The organism is Nonomuraea sp. H19 (assembly GCF_052068215.1).
Taxonomy (GTDB): Bacteria; Actinomycetota; Actinomycetes; order Streptosporangiales; family Streptosporangiaceae; genus Nonomuraea.
Genome location: NZ_JBQHCV010000008.1, coordinates 1 through 14,296, shown reverse-complemented (window position 1 = coordinate 14,296; position 14,296 = coordinate 1). Strand labels below are relative to the sequence as shown.

The 14,296-nt window shown below is 70.5% G+C and carries 16 protein-coding genes; 8 read left to right on the top strand and 8 right to left on the bottom strand.

Going from position 1 to position 14,296, the window contains the following annotated elements:
• Positions 1-18 precede the first annotated feature (18 nt).
• The 3 genes from ACTMTI_RS18680 to ACTMTI_RS18670 form a co-directional block, all read right to left on the bottom strand.
• Positions 19-951 (bottom strand): helix-turn-helix domain-containing protein, encoded by a 933-nt coding sequence (locus ACTMTI_RS18680; RefSeq protein ID WP_441121665.1) that lies wholly within the window; start codon positions 949-951, stop codon positions 19-21.
• Positions 941-1,792 (bottom strand): phytanoyl-CoA dioxygenase family protein, encoded by an 852-nt coding sequence (locus tag ACTMTI_RS18675; RefSeq protein WP_441121664.1) that lies wholly within the window; start codon positions 1,790-1,792, stop codon positions 941-943. Before ACTMTI_RS18675 ends, ACTMTI_RS18680 begins: the two co-directional genes overlap by 11 nt.
• A 202-nt stretch (positions 1,793-1,994) precedes the next feature.
• Positions 1,995-2,621, bottom strand: a complete 627-nt coding sequence (locus tag ACTMTI_RS18670; RefSeq protein ID WP_441121663.1) for a TetR/AcrR family transcriptional regulator — start codon at positions 2,619-2,621, stop codon at positions 1,995-1,997.
• Positions 2,622-2,709: 88 nt separating this feature from the next.
• Between ACTMTI_RS18670 and ACTMTI_RS18665 the strand changes: the two genes are divergently transcribed.
• From ACTMTI_RS18665 to ACTMTI_RS18655, 3 genes are read left to right on the top strand one after another with little or no spacing between them, the layout of a single operon-like run.
• Positions 2,710-3,414, top strand: a complete 705-nt coding sequence (locus tag ACTMTI_RS18665; protein WP_441121662.1) for an NAD(P)-dependent oxidoreductase — start codon at positions 2,710-2,712, stop codon at positions 3,412-3,414.
• Positions 3,411-3,884, top strand: coding sequence for a hypothetical protein (locus ACTMTI_RS18660; protein ID WP_441121661.1), 474 nt, complete (start codon positions 3,411-3,413; stop codon positions 3,882-3,884). The genes ACTMTI_RS18665 and ACTMTI_RS18660 overlap by 4 nt, the downstream gene beginning before the upstream one ends.
• A gap of 44 nt (positions 3,885-3,928) precedes the next feature.
• On the top strand, positions 3,929-4,117 hold the full coding sequence (locus tag ACTMTI_RS18655) for a hypothetical protein (RefSeq protein ID WP_441121660.1): 189 nt from the start codon (positions 3,929-3,931) through the stop codon (positions 4,115-4,117).
• 223 nt (positions 4,118-4,340) lie between these two features.
• Here ACTMTI_RS18655 and ACTMTI_RS18650 read toward each other — a convergent pair whose 3' ends face one another.
• Together ACTMTI_RS18650 and ACTMTI_RS18645 are read right to left on the bottom strand one after the other, a co-directional pair.
• Positions 4,341-5,660, bottom strand: coding sequence for a nitronate monooxygenase (locus tag ACTMTI_RS18650; RefSeq protein ID WP_441121659.1), 1,320 nt, complete (start codon positions 5,658-5,660; stop codon positions 4,341-4,343).
• An 83-nt stretch (positions 5,661-5,743) separates the two neighbouring features.
• Positions 5,744-6,169 (bottom strand): hypothetical protein, encoded by a 426-nt coding sequence (locus tag ACTMTI_RS18645; protein ID WP_441121658.1) that lies wholly within the window; start codon positions 6,167-6,169, stop codon positions 5,744-5,746.
• Positions 6,170-6,344: 175 nt separating this feature from the next.
• Between ACTMTI_RS18645 and ACTMTI_RS18640 the strand changes: the two genes are divergently transcribed.
• Positions 6,345-6,548, top strand: coding sequence for a hypothetical protein (locus ACTMTI_RS18640; protein WP_441121657.1), 204 nt, complete (start codon positions 6,345-6,347; stop codon positions 6,546-6,548).
• A gap of 81 nt (positions 6,549-6,629) precedes the next feature.
• Positions 6,630-9,257: a hypothetical protein gene (locus ACTMTI_RS18635; RefSeq protein ID WP_441121656.1), complete on the top strand. Its 2,628-nt coding sequence runs from the start codon at positions 6,630-6,632 to the stop codon at positions 9,255-9,257.
• A gap of 56 nt (positions 9,258-9,313) precedes the next feature.
• On the opposite strand, the gene ACTMTI_RS18630 is transcribed toward ACTMTI_RS18635, so the two are convergent.
• From ACTMTI_RS18630 to ACTMTI_RS18620, 3 genes are all read right to left on the bottom strand, one after another.
• Positions 9,314-10,321 (bottom strand): phosphotransferase enzyme family protein, encoded by a 1,008-nt coding sequence (locus ACTMTI_RS18630; RefSeq protein WP_441121655.1) that lies wholly within the window; start codon positions 10,319-10,321, stop codon positions 9,314-9,316.
• A gap of 139 nt (positions 10,322-10,460) precedes the next feature.
• The gene (locus ACTMTI_RS18625) at positions 10,461-10,904 is read right to left on the bottom strand and encodes a tyrosine-type recombinase/integrase (RefSeq protein ID WP_441121654.1); all 444 of its coding nucleotides are present in this window, start codon (positions 10,902-10,904) and stop codon (positions 10,461-10,463) included.
• Positions 10,897-11,508, bottom strand: coding sequence for a TetR/AcrR family transcriptional regulator (locus ACTMTI_RS18620; protein WP_441121653.1), 612 nt, complete (start codon positions 11,506-11,508; stop codon positions 10,897-10,899). Before ACTMTI_RS18620 ends, ACTMTI_RS18625 begins: the two co-directional genes overlap by 8 nt.
• Positions 11,509-11,645: 137 nt before the next feature.
• Between ACTMTI_RS18620 and ACTMTI_RS18615 the strand changes: the two genes are divergently transcribed.
• The 3 genes from ACTMTI_RS18615 (at position 11,646) to ACTMTI_RS18605 (ending at position 13,941) form a co-directional block, all read left to right on the top strand.
• The gene (locus ACTMTI_RS18615; protein ID WP_441121652.1) at positions 11,646-11,867 is read left to right on the top strand and encodes a hypothetical protein; all 222 of its coding nucleotides are present in this window, start codon (positions 11,646-11,648) and stop codon (positions 11,865-11,867) included.
• Complete coding sequence (locus tag ACTMTI_RS18610) at positions 11,864-13,429, top strand: carboxylesterase/lipase family protein (RefSeq protein WP_441121651.1); 1,566 nt, start codon at positions 11,864-11,866, stop codon at positions 13,427-13,429. The genes ACTMTI_RS18615 and ACTMTI_RS18610 overlap by 4 nt, the downstream gene beginning before the upstream one ends.
• Positions 13,430-13,575: 146 nt before the next feature.
• Positions 13,576-13,941, top strand: a complete 366-nt coding sequence (locus ACTMTI_RS18605; protein ID WP_441121650.1) for a hypothetical protein — start codon at positions 13,576-13,578, stop codon at positions 13,939-13,941.
• Positions 13,942-14,296 lie beyond the last annotated feature (355 nt).

Below are 14,296 nucleotides of genomic sequence, written 5' to 3'. Positions count from 1 at the left end.
GCGCCGCGCCTACCTGGCCTACGACACGGTGGGCCGGATCGAGTAGGGGCGGCGTTCCGGCAGCGGCCCATCGTGAGGGCCGGGGAGGAGTGACTGCAGCGCTGCGAGGCCGCCGGACTCGACTGGTGATGGTGGTGCGGTCTCCGGAGCGGTGAGGCGGAACGTGGTCGGCGCCATTCCATAGATCGCGCGGAACCGGCGGGAGAAGTGGTACGCGTCCGCGAAGCCGCACTGTGCGGCGATCGCCTGCATGGACAGGTTGCTCTGCCACAACAGCGGTTCGGCCCTGGTCAGGCGCAGCAGCTCGATGGCGGCGACCGGCCCGATGCCGAACCGTCGGCGGAACGTGCGGCACAGCGTGCTCGGCGAGACCTGGGCGGCCGAGGCGAGTTGCCGCAGCGGGATCGGCCTGGCCACGCCGCCGGACCAGTGCTCGCGTACCGCGCGCATCGCCGCGACGACCGCCTCCGGCAGGGCCGCCGGTGTGCGGGCCGTCGGCGCGGGGCCGGTCAGGAAGGTCAGCACCAGCAGGCGGAGGGTTTCGCAGGCTTGGACCTGCCACCCCGGCGGGCGCTCGGCGCCCAGCCAGAGCAGGTAGTGACACAGGGCGCCCATCGGGTCGTGCCGGCCGGTCAGGTCCCGCACCAGTGGCCAGTTGGCTTGCGCAGGAGCGGTGAGCGTGAAATGCACGTACGCATGCCGGGTCGGGATGCGGGGATCCCAGCGGAAGGAGTCGTGCATTCCCGGCCGGATGAGAAGCAGCTTTCCCGGAACCAGCGGCAGGACGACGTCGTCCCAGAGCCAGGTGGCGCTGCCCCGCAGGAGCCAGACGAACTGGTATGACCTGGCGTTCCGAGGGCCGAAGGTCGAGCCGGGCGGGTAGTCCGCGACGCTTGGTCCGAGGCGGGCCACCAGGTCGACGGAGATCATCTGTCGGTCGTCATCGGTCACAGCCGCCGTCCCGGTTCGGGCGAATCCGTGGTCGGCGCACCTCCTGGAGGCCCTTGTAGGCGTACGGGTCGGTGCCTGCGACGAGGACGATGTCCCGGAAGTCTGCTTGCGCCATGGCCGTACCCTTCGGCGGGGCATCCCAGGGCAGCAGGGACTGCGCGCTCATGTAGTGGTTGACCAGCGCCCGCCGGTAGCCGTGCCGGCCGGTGTTGGGCAGCGACTTGTGCAGCAGGTAGCCGTTGAACACCAGCACCGAGCCTGCCGCGATCTCCACGGGCACCGCGTCGGAGTCGTCGAACGGGAAGTCGTACGACTCCACCGTGCAGTCGTAGCGGGGGTCGGCGTGCTCGCGGTTGGGGTAGAGCACGCCGGGGCGGTGCGATCCCGGCAACACCCACAGGCAGCCGTTGTCGACGGTGGCGTCGTCGAGCGCGAGCCACGCCGCCGTGAGCGAACGGTCGCGGGTCGGGATGAACATCTCGTCCTGGTGCCAGGCCTGCCCTGGCTGTCCCTCGGACTTGATGAACAACATCGACTGCATCGCCTTGACGTCCGGACCGATCAGCGAGGTGAGCACCGTCACAAGCGCCGGATGGCGCATCGTGGCGAGAATCAGGTCGGAGAGCTTGTGCGGGTAGTGGATGCACAGGAACCTGCGCAGCACGTCGTCGTCGGTGTCGGGGGAACCGATGGGGAGCGCGCCTTGGATGTCGCCGAGCTCGCCACGGCAGATGCGGACGGCCTCTTCGAGCAGCTTGTCGACCTCGCCGGGGTCGAGGGCGTGCTCCAGGACGAGATAGCCGTCGCGCTCGTACTGGGTCTTCACATCAATGCCCGTCACCGTTCCATCATCACCGTCGCGGCGCGTTCCGGCCATGGCGCCGGCACGCACGAGGATGGCGAATCTTGTCATCAGTTGAGCGCCCGGTGCTCATGACGCTGCGGCTGCGCTCGGAGGAGACCTCAGGCCGCGCGGAGGCCGTCCAGGCCACGGCAATGACCCGGCTCCGGTGGGCGGCCGGGCACCTGATCGCGGCATGTCCTCAGTTCAGCAGCTCACGGGCAAGGACGTCGCCCCACCACCGCTCGACGCGATCGGGTGACCACCCGCGCTCGGTGGTGAGCGTGGCATAGACGTCGATGGTGCAGATGGCCGCGTAGACGTCGACAGCGGTCGCCACGTCCACCCCGTCGCGCAGGACCCCGTCCGGCCAGGAAGAGAACACCTGGACGCGGGTCTCGTCGGCGCGGCGGCGGCCGTCGCGGTACACGGTGGCCAGATCCGGCTCGGTGCGACCCGCCTCCCGCACAAGCACGATGATGTCGCCGGCGCGCTCGTACAGCCGGCGGTCGAAGCCGGCCATCGCGCGCAGCTGCCGCGCCGGGTCCGCTGCGGGTTCCTCCAGTTCGGCCAGCATCTGCTGAGCGTCGCCGTGCAGGTCGGCGGAATCGGCCAGGGCCTGGGCCAGACCGCTCTTGTTCCCGTAGATCGAGTAGACCGTCGGCACGGACACACCGGCCTCGCGCGCTACGTCTCGCACCGTCGTCTCCGCCCACCCCTGGGCGAGAAAGAGCCTACGGGCAGCGCGGGCGACCTCGGCTCTGGTCTCCAGCGCTTGGGTGGTACGGCGCAGCGAATCGTAGCGCCGCCGTCCTCGTCCCTCGCTCATGATCCCTTCCTTGCTTTACGCTACTTATAATCAATATAGAGTCAGTCAAATCCTAGCGTCACGACGCAACAGCCGTGGAAGGAAGCACATGAAACTCGTGATCTTCGGGGCCAACGGCCCAACAGGGCGGCTGACGACCGCCCAGGCGCTCGCTGAGGGCCACACCGTCACCGCGATCACCCGGCATCCGCAGGCGTTTCCCCTCGGGGATCCCGCACTGCACGTGGAGAAGGCCGACGCCTTGGATCCCGAGGCGGTGGACCGTGTGGTGGCCGGGCACGACGCGGTGCTCTCCACGCTCGGCGTCCCCTACGGCTCCGAGGCCACCACCACGTTCTCCGAGTCCGCCGCGAACATCGTCGCGGCGATGACCGCGCACGGCATCCGGCGCCTGGTCTGCGTGACCTCGACCGGCGTGCCGATGAAACCCCCACCCGGCGAGACCCTCATCTATCGCAAGGTGATCGTGCCGGCGCTTCTCAGGATGGGACGTCCGCTGTATGAGGACGCCGGCCGCATGGAGGAGATCGTGGCCCGCGCGGACCTCGACTGGACGATCATCCGCCCGTCGGGATTGTTCGACGGCCCCGCCGTGACCGACTACACCGTGGGCCCGCCGCAGATGATCGGCAGGTTCACCTCGCGTCGTGACCTGGCCGACGCGCTCATCCGCGAAGCCGCCGACGATCGCAACGTCCGCTCCATCGTCGAGGTCATCACCACCGAAGGGACGCCGAGCGTCTACCGCGTGTTCTTGAAGGAGGCGCTCCGCATCGGCGGCGGCGGCAGGTGAGAACTGCGGCCACCGTCCGTGGCGGCCGGGAGCCGCTGCAGTCAGGTGAGCCGTGTCAGCGACACCGGCGGCTGACCGCGGCCGGCAGCCCGGTGCGCAGCGTGCTCGCCCACCCCGGATACGCCTCCACCAATCTGCAGACGACCGCGCCGGTCCGCATGGTGAAGGTGTTGTTCCGGCGCATCCTCGCCCCGCTCGCCCAGTCCGCGGATCAAGGCGCCCTGCCCCAGCTGTACGCGGCGACCGCCCCGAACGTGGAAAGCGGGCAGTTCTTCGGGCCGGATGGCATGGGCGAGCTGCGCGGCGCGCCGAAACAGGTGCCACTGGCCCCGGCAGCCGCCGACGCCGAGACCGCCCGACGTCTGTGGGAGCTGTCGGAACGGCTGAGCGCCATACGGTTCCCCACTCCCGGCCGCCGCCTGAGCCCCGGTCTGCCGGACGCGGCCACGTTGGTGCGGCATCAGCGATGACCTGCCGGCCGGGCAGGTGACCAAGAGTCCCGGCGGCGGAGCACTTGCGACTGATCGGCGGCGAGCTCAAGCTGGCCGACGTACGCACCAACGTGGCCCTGTCCCTGTTCACCGACTTCCACGACTTCAGCAAGCTCGCAGCCGGTGAGCGCCAGGTGGCGACCCTCACGACCATGCTCGACGAGGTCGTCGCATGGAGCCGCGCCCTGGCCCCGCTCCGCCAGGCCGCCTGACCCCGTGCCGGCCGGGGCCGTCCCGCACACCCCGGCCGGTACGGAGATCCCCGCCTGGAGAAATCCTGTGCGCGGGCATCCCGCCGCAATGCCCGCGCTCAGGCGCCGGTGCCACAAAGCGCGGACGGATGTCCTCGGGTTGATTTTGTTCGGTGCTGGTGCATGAGCCCGACCCCCGCCGAGCACGGTCCCGCGTCGACCCGCGCAGGAGACAGAGCGCGGGTCAGAGGCGGGATACCAGCGTTCGCAGGATCCGGGCCGCGGGCTCGGCGGTGGCATGGCGGTGACCGGTGCCGGCCCACAGGTTGATCCGCTCTGGGTCCTGGGCGGCGATCGCGGCTCGGCGCATGGGGCTGGTCAGGTGGTGCAGCGCGGGGTAGCCGAGGGGTGCGAGATCGGTGTAGCGGTCGGTGAAGCGGTTGCGCAGGGCCCGTGCGGGTCTGCCGGTGAAGGCCCTGGTGACCACCGTTCCACGGTCTGCCGGGCCGGTCAGCGCCGCCCTGTGGGGAAGCGACGCCCCGGACTCGTCGGCGAGCAGCAGAACCGTACCGACCATGGCCGCCGTGGCACCGGCTCGCATCGACTGGACGACGTCGGTGGGAGTCGCCAGCCCGCCTGCTGCGATGAGGGGCAGGGACACGTTCCGCCTCACCTCGCCCAGCAACCGGGGGAGTGGTATGTCGGCCGGAGTCCGCTGTGGTGTGAACGTGCCTGAGTGGCCTCCCGCCGCCGGGGCCTGGACGACCAGCATGTCGGCCCCGGCCTCCGCGGCCAGGAGCGCCTCCGAGGGTGAGGTGACGGTCTGGATGACGAGCGTGCCGGCGGCGCGCAGCGAGGTGATGACCGCCGGGTCCGGAACGGCGAAGGTGAAGCTGACCACCGGAACCGGACGGGACAGCAACAACTCGATCTTGTCGGACCAGTGGTCGTCGTCCTCGACGGTTCCCACGGCGAGGAGGTCGACACCGTGCGCCTGGCCCTCGGGCGCGATCGTCCGGGCATAGCGCCGGAACTCCGCCGGATCGACCGGCAGCGGGTTGGGCGCGAAGAGGTTCACCCCGAACAAGACGCCGCTGGAGCGTACCTGGTCGATCTCCTCGGCCAGTGCCTCGACGTCCTTGTAACCACCGGCGAGGAAGCCCAGGCCGCCCGCCCCTGCGGCGGCGATGACCAGGGCGGAGGTGCTCGGGCCGCCGGCCATGGGCGCGGCCAGGACGGGTGTGCTCACCCCGAGGGAGGACAGCGCTGAAGTCATGGGAGGTGCTTGCCTTTCTGCGGGGTGCCGCTTGTCGTCGTGCTGCCGGACTGTGGGGCGACTGCGGATCGGCGAGGACTGGCTCACGCCCGTGCCGCGACCCGAGTCGTGCCGGCCCTGTGAGCACGTGAAACCGACGCTCAGCAGCCCGGCGTCAAGTTGGCGGGCGGCCACCTCTCCCCAGCCCGGATGGTCGAGGCTGTCCAGGTGGACCCAGTACGCATTCTTGGCCTGGTCGACGGGGACCGCCACGGCGGGCAGCGTCTCTGCGCCCACCGTGGCGGCCACTCGGGCAGGTTCTTGCTCACCCGATGTCGCCGCCCCTGGGGCTCATTGCAGCTACCCGAGGTCGGGCCTCTCCGGTCAGCCGGTCAGTCGCAGTGCACGCTGTCCAAGTGCCGGGTGTAATGGGTGCTGCCCTTGAAAATGACGCCCTGAACAGCGATGCACTTGCCGGGGGCGGAGACGTACACCGGGCCCGCGTAGTACTCGAAGGAGCCGCTGTTGTCGTCCGCCCAGGGCACGCCGGGGCCGGCGAGGCCGATGTAGACGGCCTTGGTGTTTTTCACGCCGTAGGTGCTGCCGTAGCCGACGGCGAGGGCGCAGTTCTTGCCGGTGCTGGAGCTGTAGTAGACCTCCAGGGTGCCCACCCTGGTCCCCGTCTGCGGGATGGCGTACGAACCGACCTTGGTGTAGCTGGAGCCGCACACGGTGGCGGCGGCCTCAGCCGGGGCGGCCAGCGCGGTGACGGCCAGGGCCATGCCTGCCAGGCCCGCGAGCTTGCTGCGGAAACGCATGAGGAGTCCTTCCCCGATAACGCTTTGCCGGGCACTCTGCCCGGCGGACAGCCCGTGATCTTACTGACAAGTAGGACAACTCGCGTTACTTGGGTGGTGGTCCCATCTCGGAAATTGCGATCAGGGCTCAACGCCGTGCTGATCGGCTCGGCCATCCAACTTCGTCGCGATCCCGATGTGGGGCGCGCTGTCGGACCGGCTCGGCCGCCGGCGCGCCTACGACTCCCGCGTCCGGATCTTCCTTGCCTGGCTCGATGTGAGCGGCATGGACGGCGACCCGCTCACCGACATCCACGATCGCGACTTCGCCGTCCGCGACTACAAGACCCACATGAAGACCGTCCTCGGCCGCGCGGCCAACACCGTTGACGCCCACTGACTTGGCCGTCAATGCCCGATTGTCGGTGCGGATCAATAGGCTGCGGCCCATGATCGACACCATGTTACGTGAGGCACTCGCGTGAACGCCGTCCAGGAGCTGCTCGACCGCATCGAGGCAGGCTCGGTCGCGACCCTCGTCACGTACCTGAACGGTCTCGGTGACGACGACAAGCGTGCGGTTGCCCGGTACCTGCCCGCTCACTTGGGCGAACGCCGGCGTTCCGGGTTCGAGGCCGAGCGGCGGGTACGCGAGCTGGCCCCCCTCTACCGTCTGGTCGGAGCGGCCTGCCTGGGCGGGGCCGAGCAGGTGGCGAGCTGGCTCAACCGGCGTGAGCTGCGCCAGGTGGAGCCGGAGGCCGACGCCGCACGCGTCATGTCCGTGCTGAGCGACCGGCCGGAGGCGTGGCGGCGCGACCTGGCTGTACGCCTGGTGCAGCGGCTGCGGCCGACCACCGGTTCGACGTGGCGACGCATACAGGCGCTGGGCAACTGGGATCTGGCGGCGGCGCTGGTGATCGAGACGGGAGCGGAGCCGCCGGAGAACGACGCGTTCGTGTCCGGGTGGGTGTTGCGTAAGGCCGAGCGGCAGCGGATGAACCGGAACCTGGTGCTCGCCGACGATCGGCTGCTCGATCACATGCTGCCACGCCTGTTCCAGGCTCAGGGCGTGGCGGACGGGCTGACTTGGGACCAGGAGTGGGGAGAGGGACGCACCATACTCGGGCAGCTGGTCGCGATGGCCGGGACGGGCCGCGCGCCGCGCCAGGTACTACTCGAAGGCTGTGCGAGCCGGTTCCTGGCCGGAGTCGACGCGGCCGAGGCGGCTCCCTTCATCGCGCTGTGGCGGCAGCTGGAGCCAGAGGTGGCCGAGATCCCGGTGGCCGACTTCGTACGGATGTTGCCGTCGGCGTCCTCTCCTGTCGTGCAGCTCGCGTTGGAGGAGCTGCAAAGGGCGGAGCCGGCCCTCGATGGGGAGCTGTTCGCCGAGGCGGTCCAGGCGCTGGCGTACCGGCCGGAGAAGAAGTACATGGCGGCCGCGGTGAAGTGGATCGCCGCCGCGTCACTGTCCAGGGGCGCCCTTGCGGTGGCCGCGCTCGCGCCCGTCTTCGACGTGGACACGCCTAGCCTGCGCGAACGTGCGGTGCGTGTCGCGGTCAAGCTCGCCCCGCACACCGCTGAGCCCGACCGGGAGGCGATCCGCGAGGCGGCCGTCGGGCTGCCTGCCGACCTGCGCGACCGGGTCGCCACCGCCTTCGGCGCGGTGGAGGAGACCCAGCCGGAGGCCATGGCCGCCGCCACGCTGGCCGCGACGCCGCTGCCCGCCCTGGCCCCGCCCATGACCTCGGTCGAGGAACTGGCCGCCGAGCTGGCCGCACCGCTCTGGCCGGAGGTGCCCGCGGAGTTCGAGCGCATCCTCGCCGCTCTGGTCAGGCTGACCCACCAGGACCGCGACGCCGTCGTGGCGGGGTTGCAATCCTGGTGGCAGACGAACTGGCGGCATCCGTTCGACGCGCACACGTACGCGCACGGCATTTCCGGCTTCGACGAGGACATCCGTTTCCTGCTGGCGCGTTGCGCGCTGGCCGTCGTCTCGCCCGCCGACAGCCGCGTGCTGACCGCGACGCTGAACAAGAGCAACCGCTGGTCCAGCTCCGAACCCGCCCCGCAGCGATTCGTCCAGCGGCGTTTCCGCGAGGTCATGTCCCTGTTCGAACGGGGCGAGTCAATCCCCGTGCTGCTGGCCACGCCGACATCGCCCACCGGACACGTCGACGCCGCCACCCTGGTCGCGCGCATGGAGGAGCTGGGCGACACCGAGCCGTTGGAGTCCGACTTCCTGCAGGCGCTGCTGCGGTTGCCGCGCCACATCGATCCCGGGCTGGTGGTGCGGGCGGAGAAACTGCCGTCACAGGCGGGGCGGCGGCTGGCCGCGTGCCTGCGCGAGGGCGGGTTGCCCGAGCCCGTCGTGACGTGGGAGCTTCTGGCGTTCGACCGCCCGGAGTATTACCAGGAGTCGCTGCAGGAGGCCCATGCCAGTCTCACGCCGCCTGAGGGGGTCTCCGGGCAGCTCGCCGAACTCTGGACTTTGCACCCCAAGCCCGGTTATCCCCCCTTCTCCCGACACATGGTGTGGTGGCCGCACACCATGCCGTCCCACCGTGAGGCCGTCGCGGCCCACGTCCTCGCGTGCCTGCCGTGGGTCATGGACAGCACCGACGGCCAGGTTGAGGTCGTGGCCGCCCTGGCGCACACCGGCGGCCCTGCGGGCATCGCGACCGCCAGCACGATCGTCATCGGCATGGGGCATCGGCTCCCCGCCCAGCGGGCGCTCGCCGCCGACGCGATCACCACCCTGGCCGCGTACGCTGACCTGCCGGCGGCCGACCTCGGCCGGGCCGTGGGCCATATGGTCCGAGGCGATCAGGTCAAGCTCAATCGGGTTACCGGCGTACTCGACGAGGTCACGTCGGCCGGGGCGCACGCCGAGGCGTGGGCCGCCCTGGCGGAGGCGATCCCGCTGCTGCTGCCCGGGCCCGGCGAGAAGGCCAGGGCCGGGCTGGGCGAGCTGCTCAAGGTCGCCGTGCGGGCGGCGGAATTGGCCGGGGCGCGGGGCGAGATGCCGGGGCTGGGGGACCTGGCCGCGCGCAAGGGCTCAAGCCAACTACTCCACCAGGCACGACGCCTGTACGAAGCGATCGTGGGGTGATCATCTGCTCACAAGCCGACGCTCTGTTGTGGGCTCGCACCAGCCGTACTTCCGCGTCACCCGTGCCCGCCGGCGGCCGCGAGTGACCGGAGCTTTCCGCCGTTGGCGTCGAGCCAGCGGGTCGTGTCCTCCAGCTTGCGGATTCGGTCAACGACCTCGCCGAGCTGTGCCTTCCCGTTCAGCCAGCGGCCCGCCCGCGACAGGGCGCTGCCGACCGCCCGGGCGAGGAGCAGCCGGGGCAGCGCGTCGGCCTCGGCGGCGTCCAGCGGGCGGACCGAGGCGTACCCCCGGAGGAAGGCCGCCGTGCGGAGCTGCCAGTCGCGCGTCTCCAGGGCCCCGCTGTAGAACAGCGCCGCCATCACCTCCTGGACCAGGAAGCCGACCCCGGCGAACTCGAAGTCAAGCAGCCCGCTCACCTCCCCGGTGTCCTCGTCGACCAGCACGTTCCAGGCCGCCAGGTCGCCGTGGATGACCTGGGTCGGCAGCGGGCCGCCGCCCGCGGACCACTCCTGCCCGACGCGGCGCGCCACGGCGTCGAGACGGGCGGCCCGCTCCGCGCTGATCCCGGCGGCGCGCAGCTGACGGCAAAGGGCGCCGACGTGCGGCACGGCGGGGTGCGCCAGAGGATTACCGCGCCAGTCCCCCAGCCCGTCTTCTGGCGGCACGCCCAGCATCGCCTCGCCGAGCAGCCCGGCCGCCCGGCCGAAGCGCTCGAGTGCCGTCTGGCCCGTCAGGTCGGGCCGCACGCCGGGGATCCACCGGCAGACAGTGGCGGGCCCGGCCGCAGTATCGATCACCGTGTCCCCGCTGGGCGCGGCGACTGGCTCAGGCACCTGGAAGGGAAGTCCGGCCTGCCGTAGCCACCGCAAGATCCGGTGCTCGGCGCCCACCTGCGCGGCGGACAGGGTCTGGCTGACCCGGAGCACGAATCGGAAGCCCGCCTGGCGAAGCAGGAACGTTTGATTGTTGGTCCCCTGCTCGGCTCGGATGATCGTCGTGCCCGAGGGGAAACCCCATGCTGCCAGCAGCCGGGCCAGGAACTCCAGGTCGGCGGGTGCGGTCATGCGCCATTCTGGTGGCATGCCCAGGCCGGCGCGCAACCGGTTATAGGCCCCCTCAGAGCAAGAGTCGGCAGAGGGTTCGGGGGGCGAGGAAGATCCGCGCAGGATTGAACGGTAAGGATCAGCCGGTCACCGCAGCCCTCTACGATCGGCGGCGTGCGGCGGGGTCGCGACCCTGCTGCCAGCGGGCCAGCCCTTCGGGGGAAACGCGGGCGTACCGGGCCAGCGAGGCGACCGAGGTGTGGCCGGAGTAGGCCAGCAGGGTGGAAGTGCTGGCGCCGTCTTCGGCGGCGTGGGTGAGGGCGGAGTGACGGAGTTGGTGCAGGGTGTACGGTCCGGCTGGTAGGTCGGTGGTGGCGGCCTCGAAGTCGGCGGCGCGGCGGTAGAACGGCTGGGCCCGGGTCGACGTCGGCCGGCGGCAGTTCGACGCGGGCACGGCGATCGGCGAGGAAGACCGGGCCGGTGCGGCGGCCGTCCAGCAGACCCGCGCGCCGACCCGGGCCGGGCACAGTCGCTCCCCACGCGACCGCCGCATGCAGTACGGCGCGTGACGGGCACGGACGGGTCCGAGGAGGCGGTCACTCACCGTTCGTCGTGGTGAATATACGGGCAAGCTGGTGGTCGATCATGGCTACGGCGTCCTCGGCGGACCGCTGCCCCAGCAGAACGCTCGACTGCATCCCGTCGGCGCCTGCCACCAGGAACGCGGCCTCGGCCGCGGCGTCGATATCCAGGGGCACCTGGCCGAACTCCTGCCCTTGCACGATCAGGCCGGCGACCAGGTTTTCCAGCGCACGCGGCGCGTCGCGGGCGACCTTGGCCAGAGCGGGGTCGGTCAGGAAACGGACGAAGTAGGCGGCGTACACCAGGTGCCGGTTGTGCCGTTCCTCATCTAGGGGGAGCAGCTCGAGCAGCACTCCCCGCACGATCGCGTGCATGCCGGGCGCGTCGCCGAGCATCGCGAGGCGTTCACGGGCCTGTTGTTCGGCGTCGTCGTTGAGGATCTCCAGCGCGCCGAGCAGCAGCTGGTCGCGGGTGCCGAAGTAGTACTGCAGCAGCCGGGCGGAGACCTTGGCCTCGGCGGCGACCTGTCTCAAGGTGACGTCTTCCAGTCCGCCGCGGGTGGCCAGGCGCCATACGGCTTCGGCGATCTGGCGGCGGCGCTGGTCGTGGTCCACCTGTCTCGGCATGCCAATCCGTCCCTCGCGACTCGTTATGGTGCGATCGTACCAAGACCGATGTTATGGTTCGATCGCACCACAAATTGTGGAGGGCGTATTCACGCCCGCCGTCACGGCCCTTCGGGGCGATAGGAGACAAAGCGCACATGAAGCACGTCATCGTGCTGATCATTGGCATGCTGCTGCTGGTCCTGGGAGCACAAGGCGTCATCCGGCTGCTGGCCGACCGCGACAACGCGGGGCTGCTCGCATGGTTGCCCGGCGGATTCGCGGCGTGGCTGGCGTGTTACGCGGTGGCCGCCGTCGCCGGAGCATTGCTGGCCGGCTGGGGCAGCAAGAAGGCCAAGCAGAGCGAGCGTGGGCGATGACCGGCCGCACACCGGCGGCGGCCGCGGTCCTCGCCCTGCTGGCGAGCGTATCGATGCTCGTGGCGGGCGCTTCCCCTGCTCATGCCGGCGAGCTCTCCGGCCCGGTCGTCGTGACGGCGTCGGGCAAGGTACGGGGCACGGATCAGGATGGGGTCCACCGCTTCCGCGGCATTCCGTACGCTGCCCCGCCCGTCGGGGAGCGGCGCTGGCAGCCACCCCAGCCGGTGAGCTCCTGGACCGGCACCCGCGACGCGACGAAGGCAGGACCGGCGTGCGTGCAGCCGGAGGCGCCTGACATGCCCAAGGGCACCCCGCAGAGCGAAGACTGCCTGACCCTGGAGGTGACCAGGCCCACCCGGCCCGGCGAGGGACGGCCGGTCATGGTCTGGGTGCCCGGCGGCGGTTTCATCACCGGCTCGGGCTCGATCTACGACCCGGCACGGCTGGTCAAGGCCGGAGACATCGTGGTCGTGACGGTCAACTACCGGCTCGGCGTGTTCGGCTTCCTGGCCCATCCCGAGCTCGGCGACAGCAGCAACTTCGGCCTGCAAGACCAGGTGGCGGCGCTGCGCTGGGTGCGTGCCAACATCTCCGCGTTCGGCGGCGATCCCGGCGAGGTCACCCTCGCCGGAGCCTCGGCCGGCGCGATGAGCACCTGCACCCTCATGACCTCACCGGCCGCCCGCGGCCTGTTCCACCGGGCGATCGTCCAGAGCGGATCGTGCCGCACCAGCCACCCGGCCGGAGCGATGGGCGAGGGCATGCCCGCGATCTCCTCCTGGCATCCGATCAGCACGATCCAGGGCGCCGGTCAGGCCCTGGCCGACCAGCTGGCCTGCGCCGACCTGGCCTGCCTGCGCCGCAAGAGCGCCGGCGAGTTGCTGCCGCACACCGCCCAGTTCCCGCTGCTCGCCTACGGCACCAGCCTCGTCCCGCAAGAGCCGGCCAAGATCTTCGCCGCGGGCAAGCAGGCGGCCATACCGCTGCTGCAGGGCAACACCCGCGACGAGCACGTCGAATTCACCCTGGCCGTCCACCCGCAAGGCATCACCGCCCGCCAGTACCCGGCCATGCTCAAAACCGCCTTCGCATCGGTCGCACCACAGGTCGAACGACGCTACCCGGCGCGACGCTTTCCCTCTCCCACCGCAGCGACCAGCCGCGTGTTCAGCGACAGCGGCTGGATCTGCCCCTCCTGGAAGTCGGGCCGCGAGCACGCAAGAAAGGCGTCCACCTACGCCTACGTCTTCGCCGACCCGTCGGCACCCACGCCCAGCGGAGAGCCCCTGCCCGCGCACGTCCGGCCCGCCACCGCACACGGAGCCGAGACCTTCTACCTGTTCGACTTCCCCGACACCCCCGGGCTCACCGCGGACCAGCGGCGCCTGGCCGACCGGATCATCGGCTACTGGACCAGATTCGTCCGGACCGGCGACCCCAACGGGACGGGCAGTACGAGGTGGCCCCGTCTGGATGCCGCCGACCGCGCGCTCGAGCTCGCTCCGGAAGCGGTACGACCGATCAACATGAAGAACGCCCACCACTGCGGCCTCTGGTTCTGACGCTGGATCACCAACGAGAAGCCTCAGCGTGAAAGGTCCCGAGATTGCGCAACCTGGGTTGCCCCAGGAGCCCGGATACGCTTCTGAGATTACGAAGCGCCTTCCTGGGGCGTCCGACCCGGCTCCCGTCCGCCTACGCACCCGCGGTGCTGGATGCGCTGCGACTGGAGGCCGAGGCCGATGTGGCGGCCGTGTCCGCCGTCCAGGTCCGGGACCTGGTCATCCGGCTGGTCGAGGCCCGCCAGTGGCGGCCGGGCGATCCGGAGATCCTGCTGGTGTTCGACGTCGGCTACGACCTGCCCCGGCTGGCTTTCCTGCTGGCCGATCTCCCGGTGGAGGTGGACGACGCGCTACGGCACCGCGATCGCGACCGCGTGGGATCGGCTGCCACCGGCCTGCCGGCCGTCCAGGTCGACCTGCTGTGGCAGGCGTTTCTCCGTAGGTTCGATCTTAGCCGCTACGTCGCCACGTACCCGCAGTTTCTGCTGACCGCCACGAAGAAGGGGCGGTGACTGCAGTGGCCGGCCCCGGCGCTGCTTACGTGCAGACCAGGGTGCTGCTCCACCACAGCCGCCAGATTCACGAATGTCCTGCCCCGACAGGTCGTAGGGATGGTTGACGATCACAGCGGGCTTGCCGTCCAAGGTCCAGCCGCTCGCGCGATCGAGTCGAAAGCCTCGTGACGCTCGACATCGTTGCTGCAGCCATCCCGGGGCGTGGCCGGGTCGCCGTTCCTGGCGACCGGGCCACGCGCTTGCCGGTGGAGTGCTAGCGGTAGGTGATGTCGGAGGAGGAGTAGAGGCAGTTCACGCCGTCGGCACCGGAGCCGATCTTCTCCGGCTCCTGGCCCTTGGGAACGCCCCGGTA

Coding starts and splice junctions, on each gene's coding strand:
- ACTMTI_RS18665 (WP_441121662.1), top strand. CDS start 2,710: ATGAAACTCGTGATCTTCGGGGCCAACGGCCCAACAGGGCGGCTGACG.
- ACTMTI_RS18670 (WP_441121663.1), bottom strand. CDS start 2,621: ATGAGCGAGGGACGAGGACGGCGGCGCTACGATTCGCTGCGCCGTACC.
- ACTMTI_RS18640 (WP_441121657.1), top strand. CDS start 6,345: ATGTGGGGCGCGCTGTCGGACCGGCTCGGCCGCCGGCGCGCCTACGAC.
- ACTMTI_RS18630 (WP_441121655.1), bottom strand. CDS start 10,321: ATGACCGCACCCGCCGACCTGGAGTTCCTGGCCCGGCTGCTGGCAGCA.
- ACTMTI_RS18620 (WP_441121653.1), bottom strand. CDS start 11,508: ATGCCGAGACAGGTGGACCACGACCAGCGCCGCCGCCAGATCGCCGAA.
- ACTMTI_RS18645 (WP_441121658.1), bottom strand. CDS start 6,169: ATGCGTTTCCGCAGCAAGCTCGCGGGCCTGGCAGGCATGGCCCTGGCC.
- ACTMTI_RS18610 (WP_441121651.1), top strand. CDS start 11,864: ATGACCGGCCGCACACCGGCGGCGGCCGCGGTCCTCGCCCTGCTGGCG.
- ACTMTI_RS18615 (WP_441121652.1), top strand. CDS start 11,646: ATGAAGCACGTCATCGTGCTGATCATTGGCATGCTGCTGCTGGTCCTG.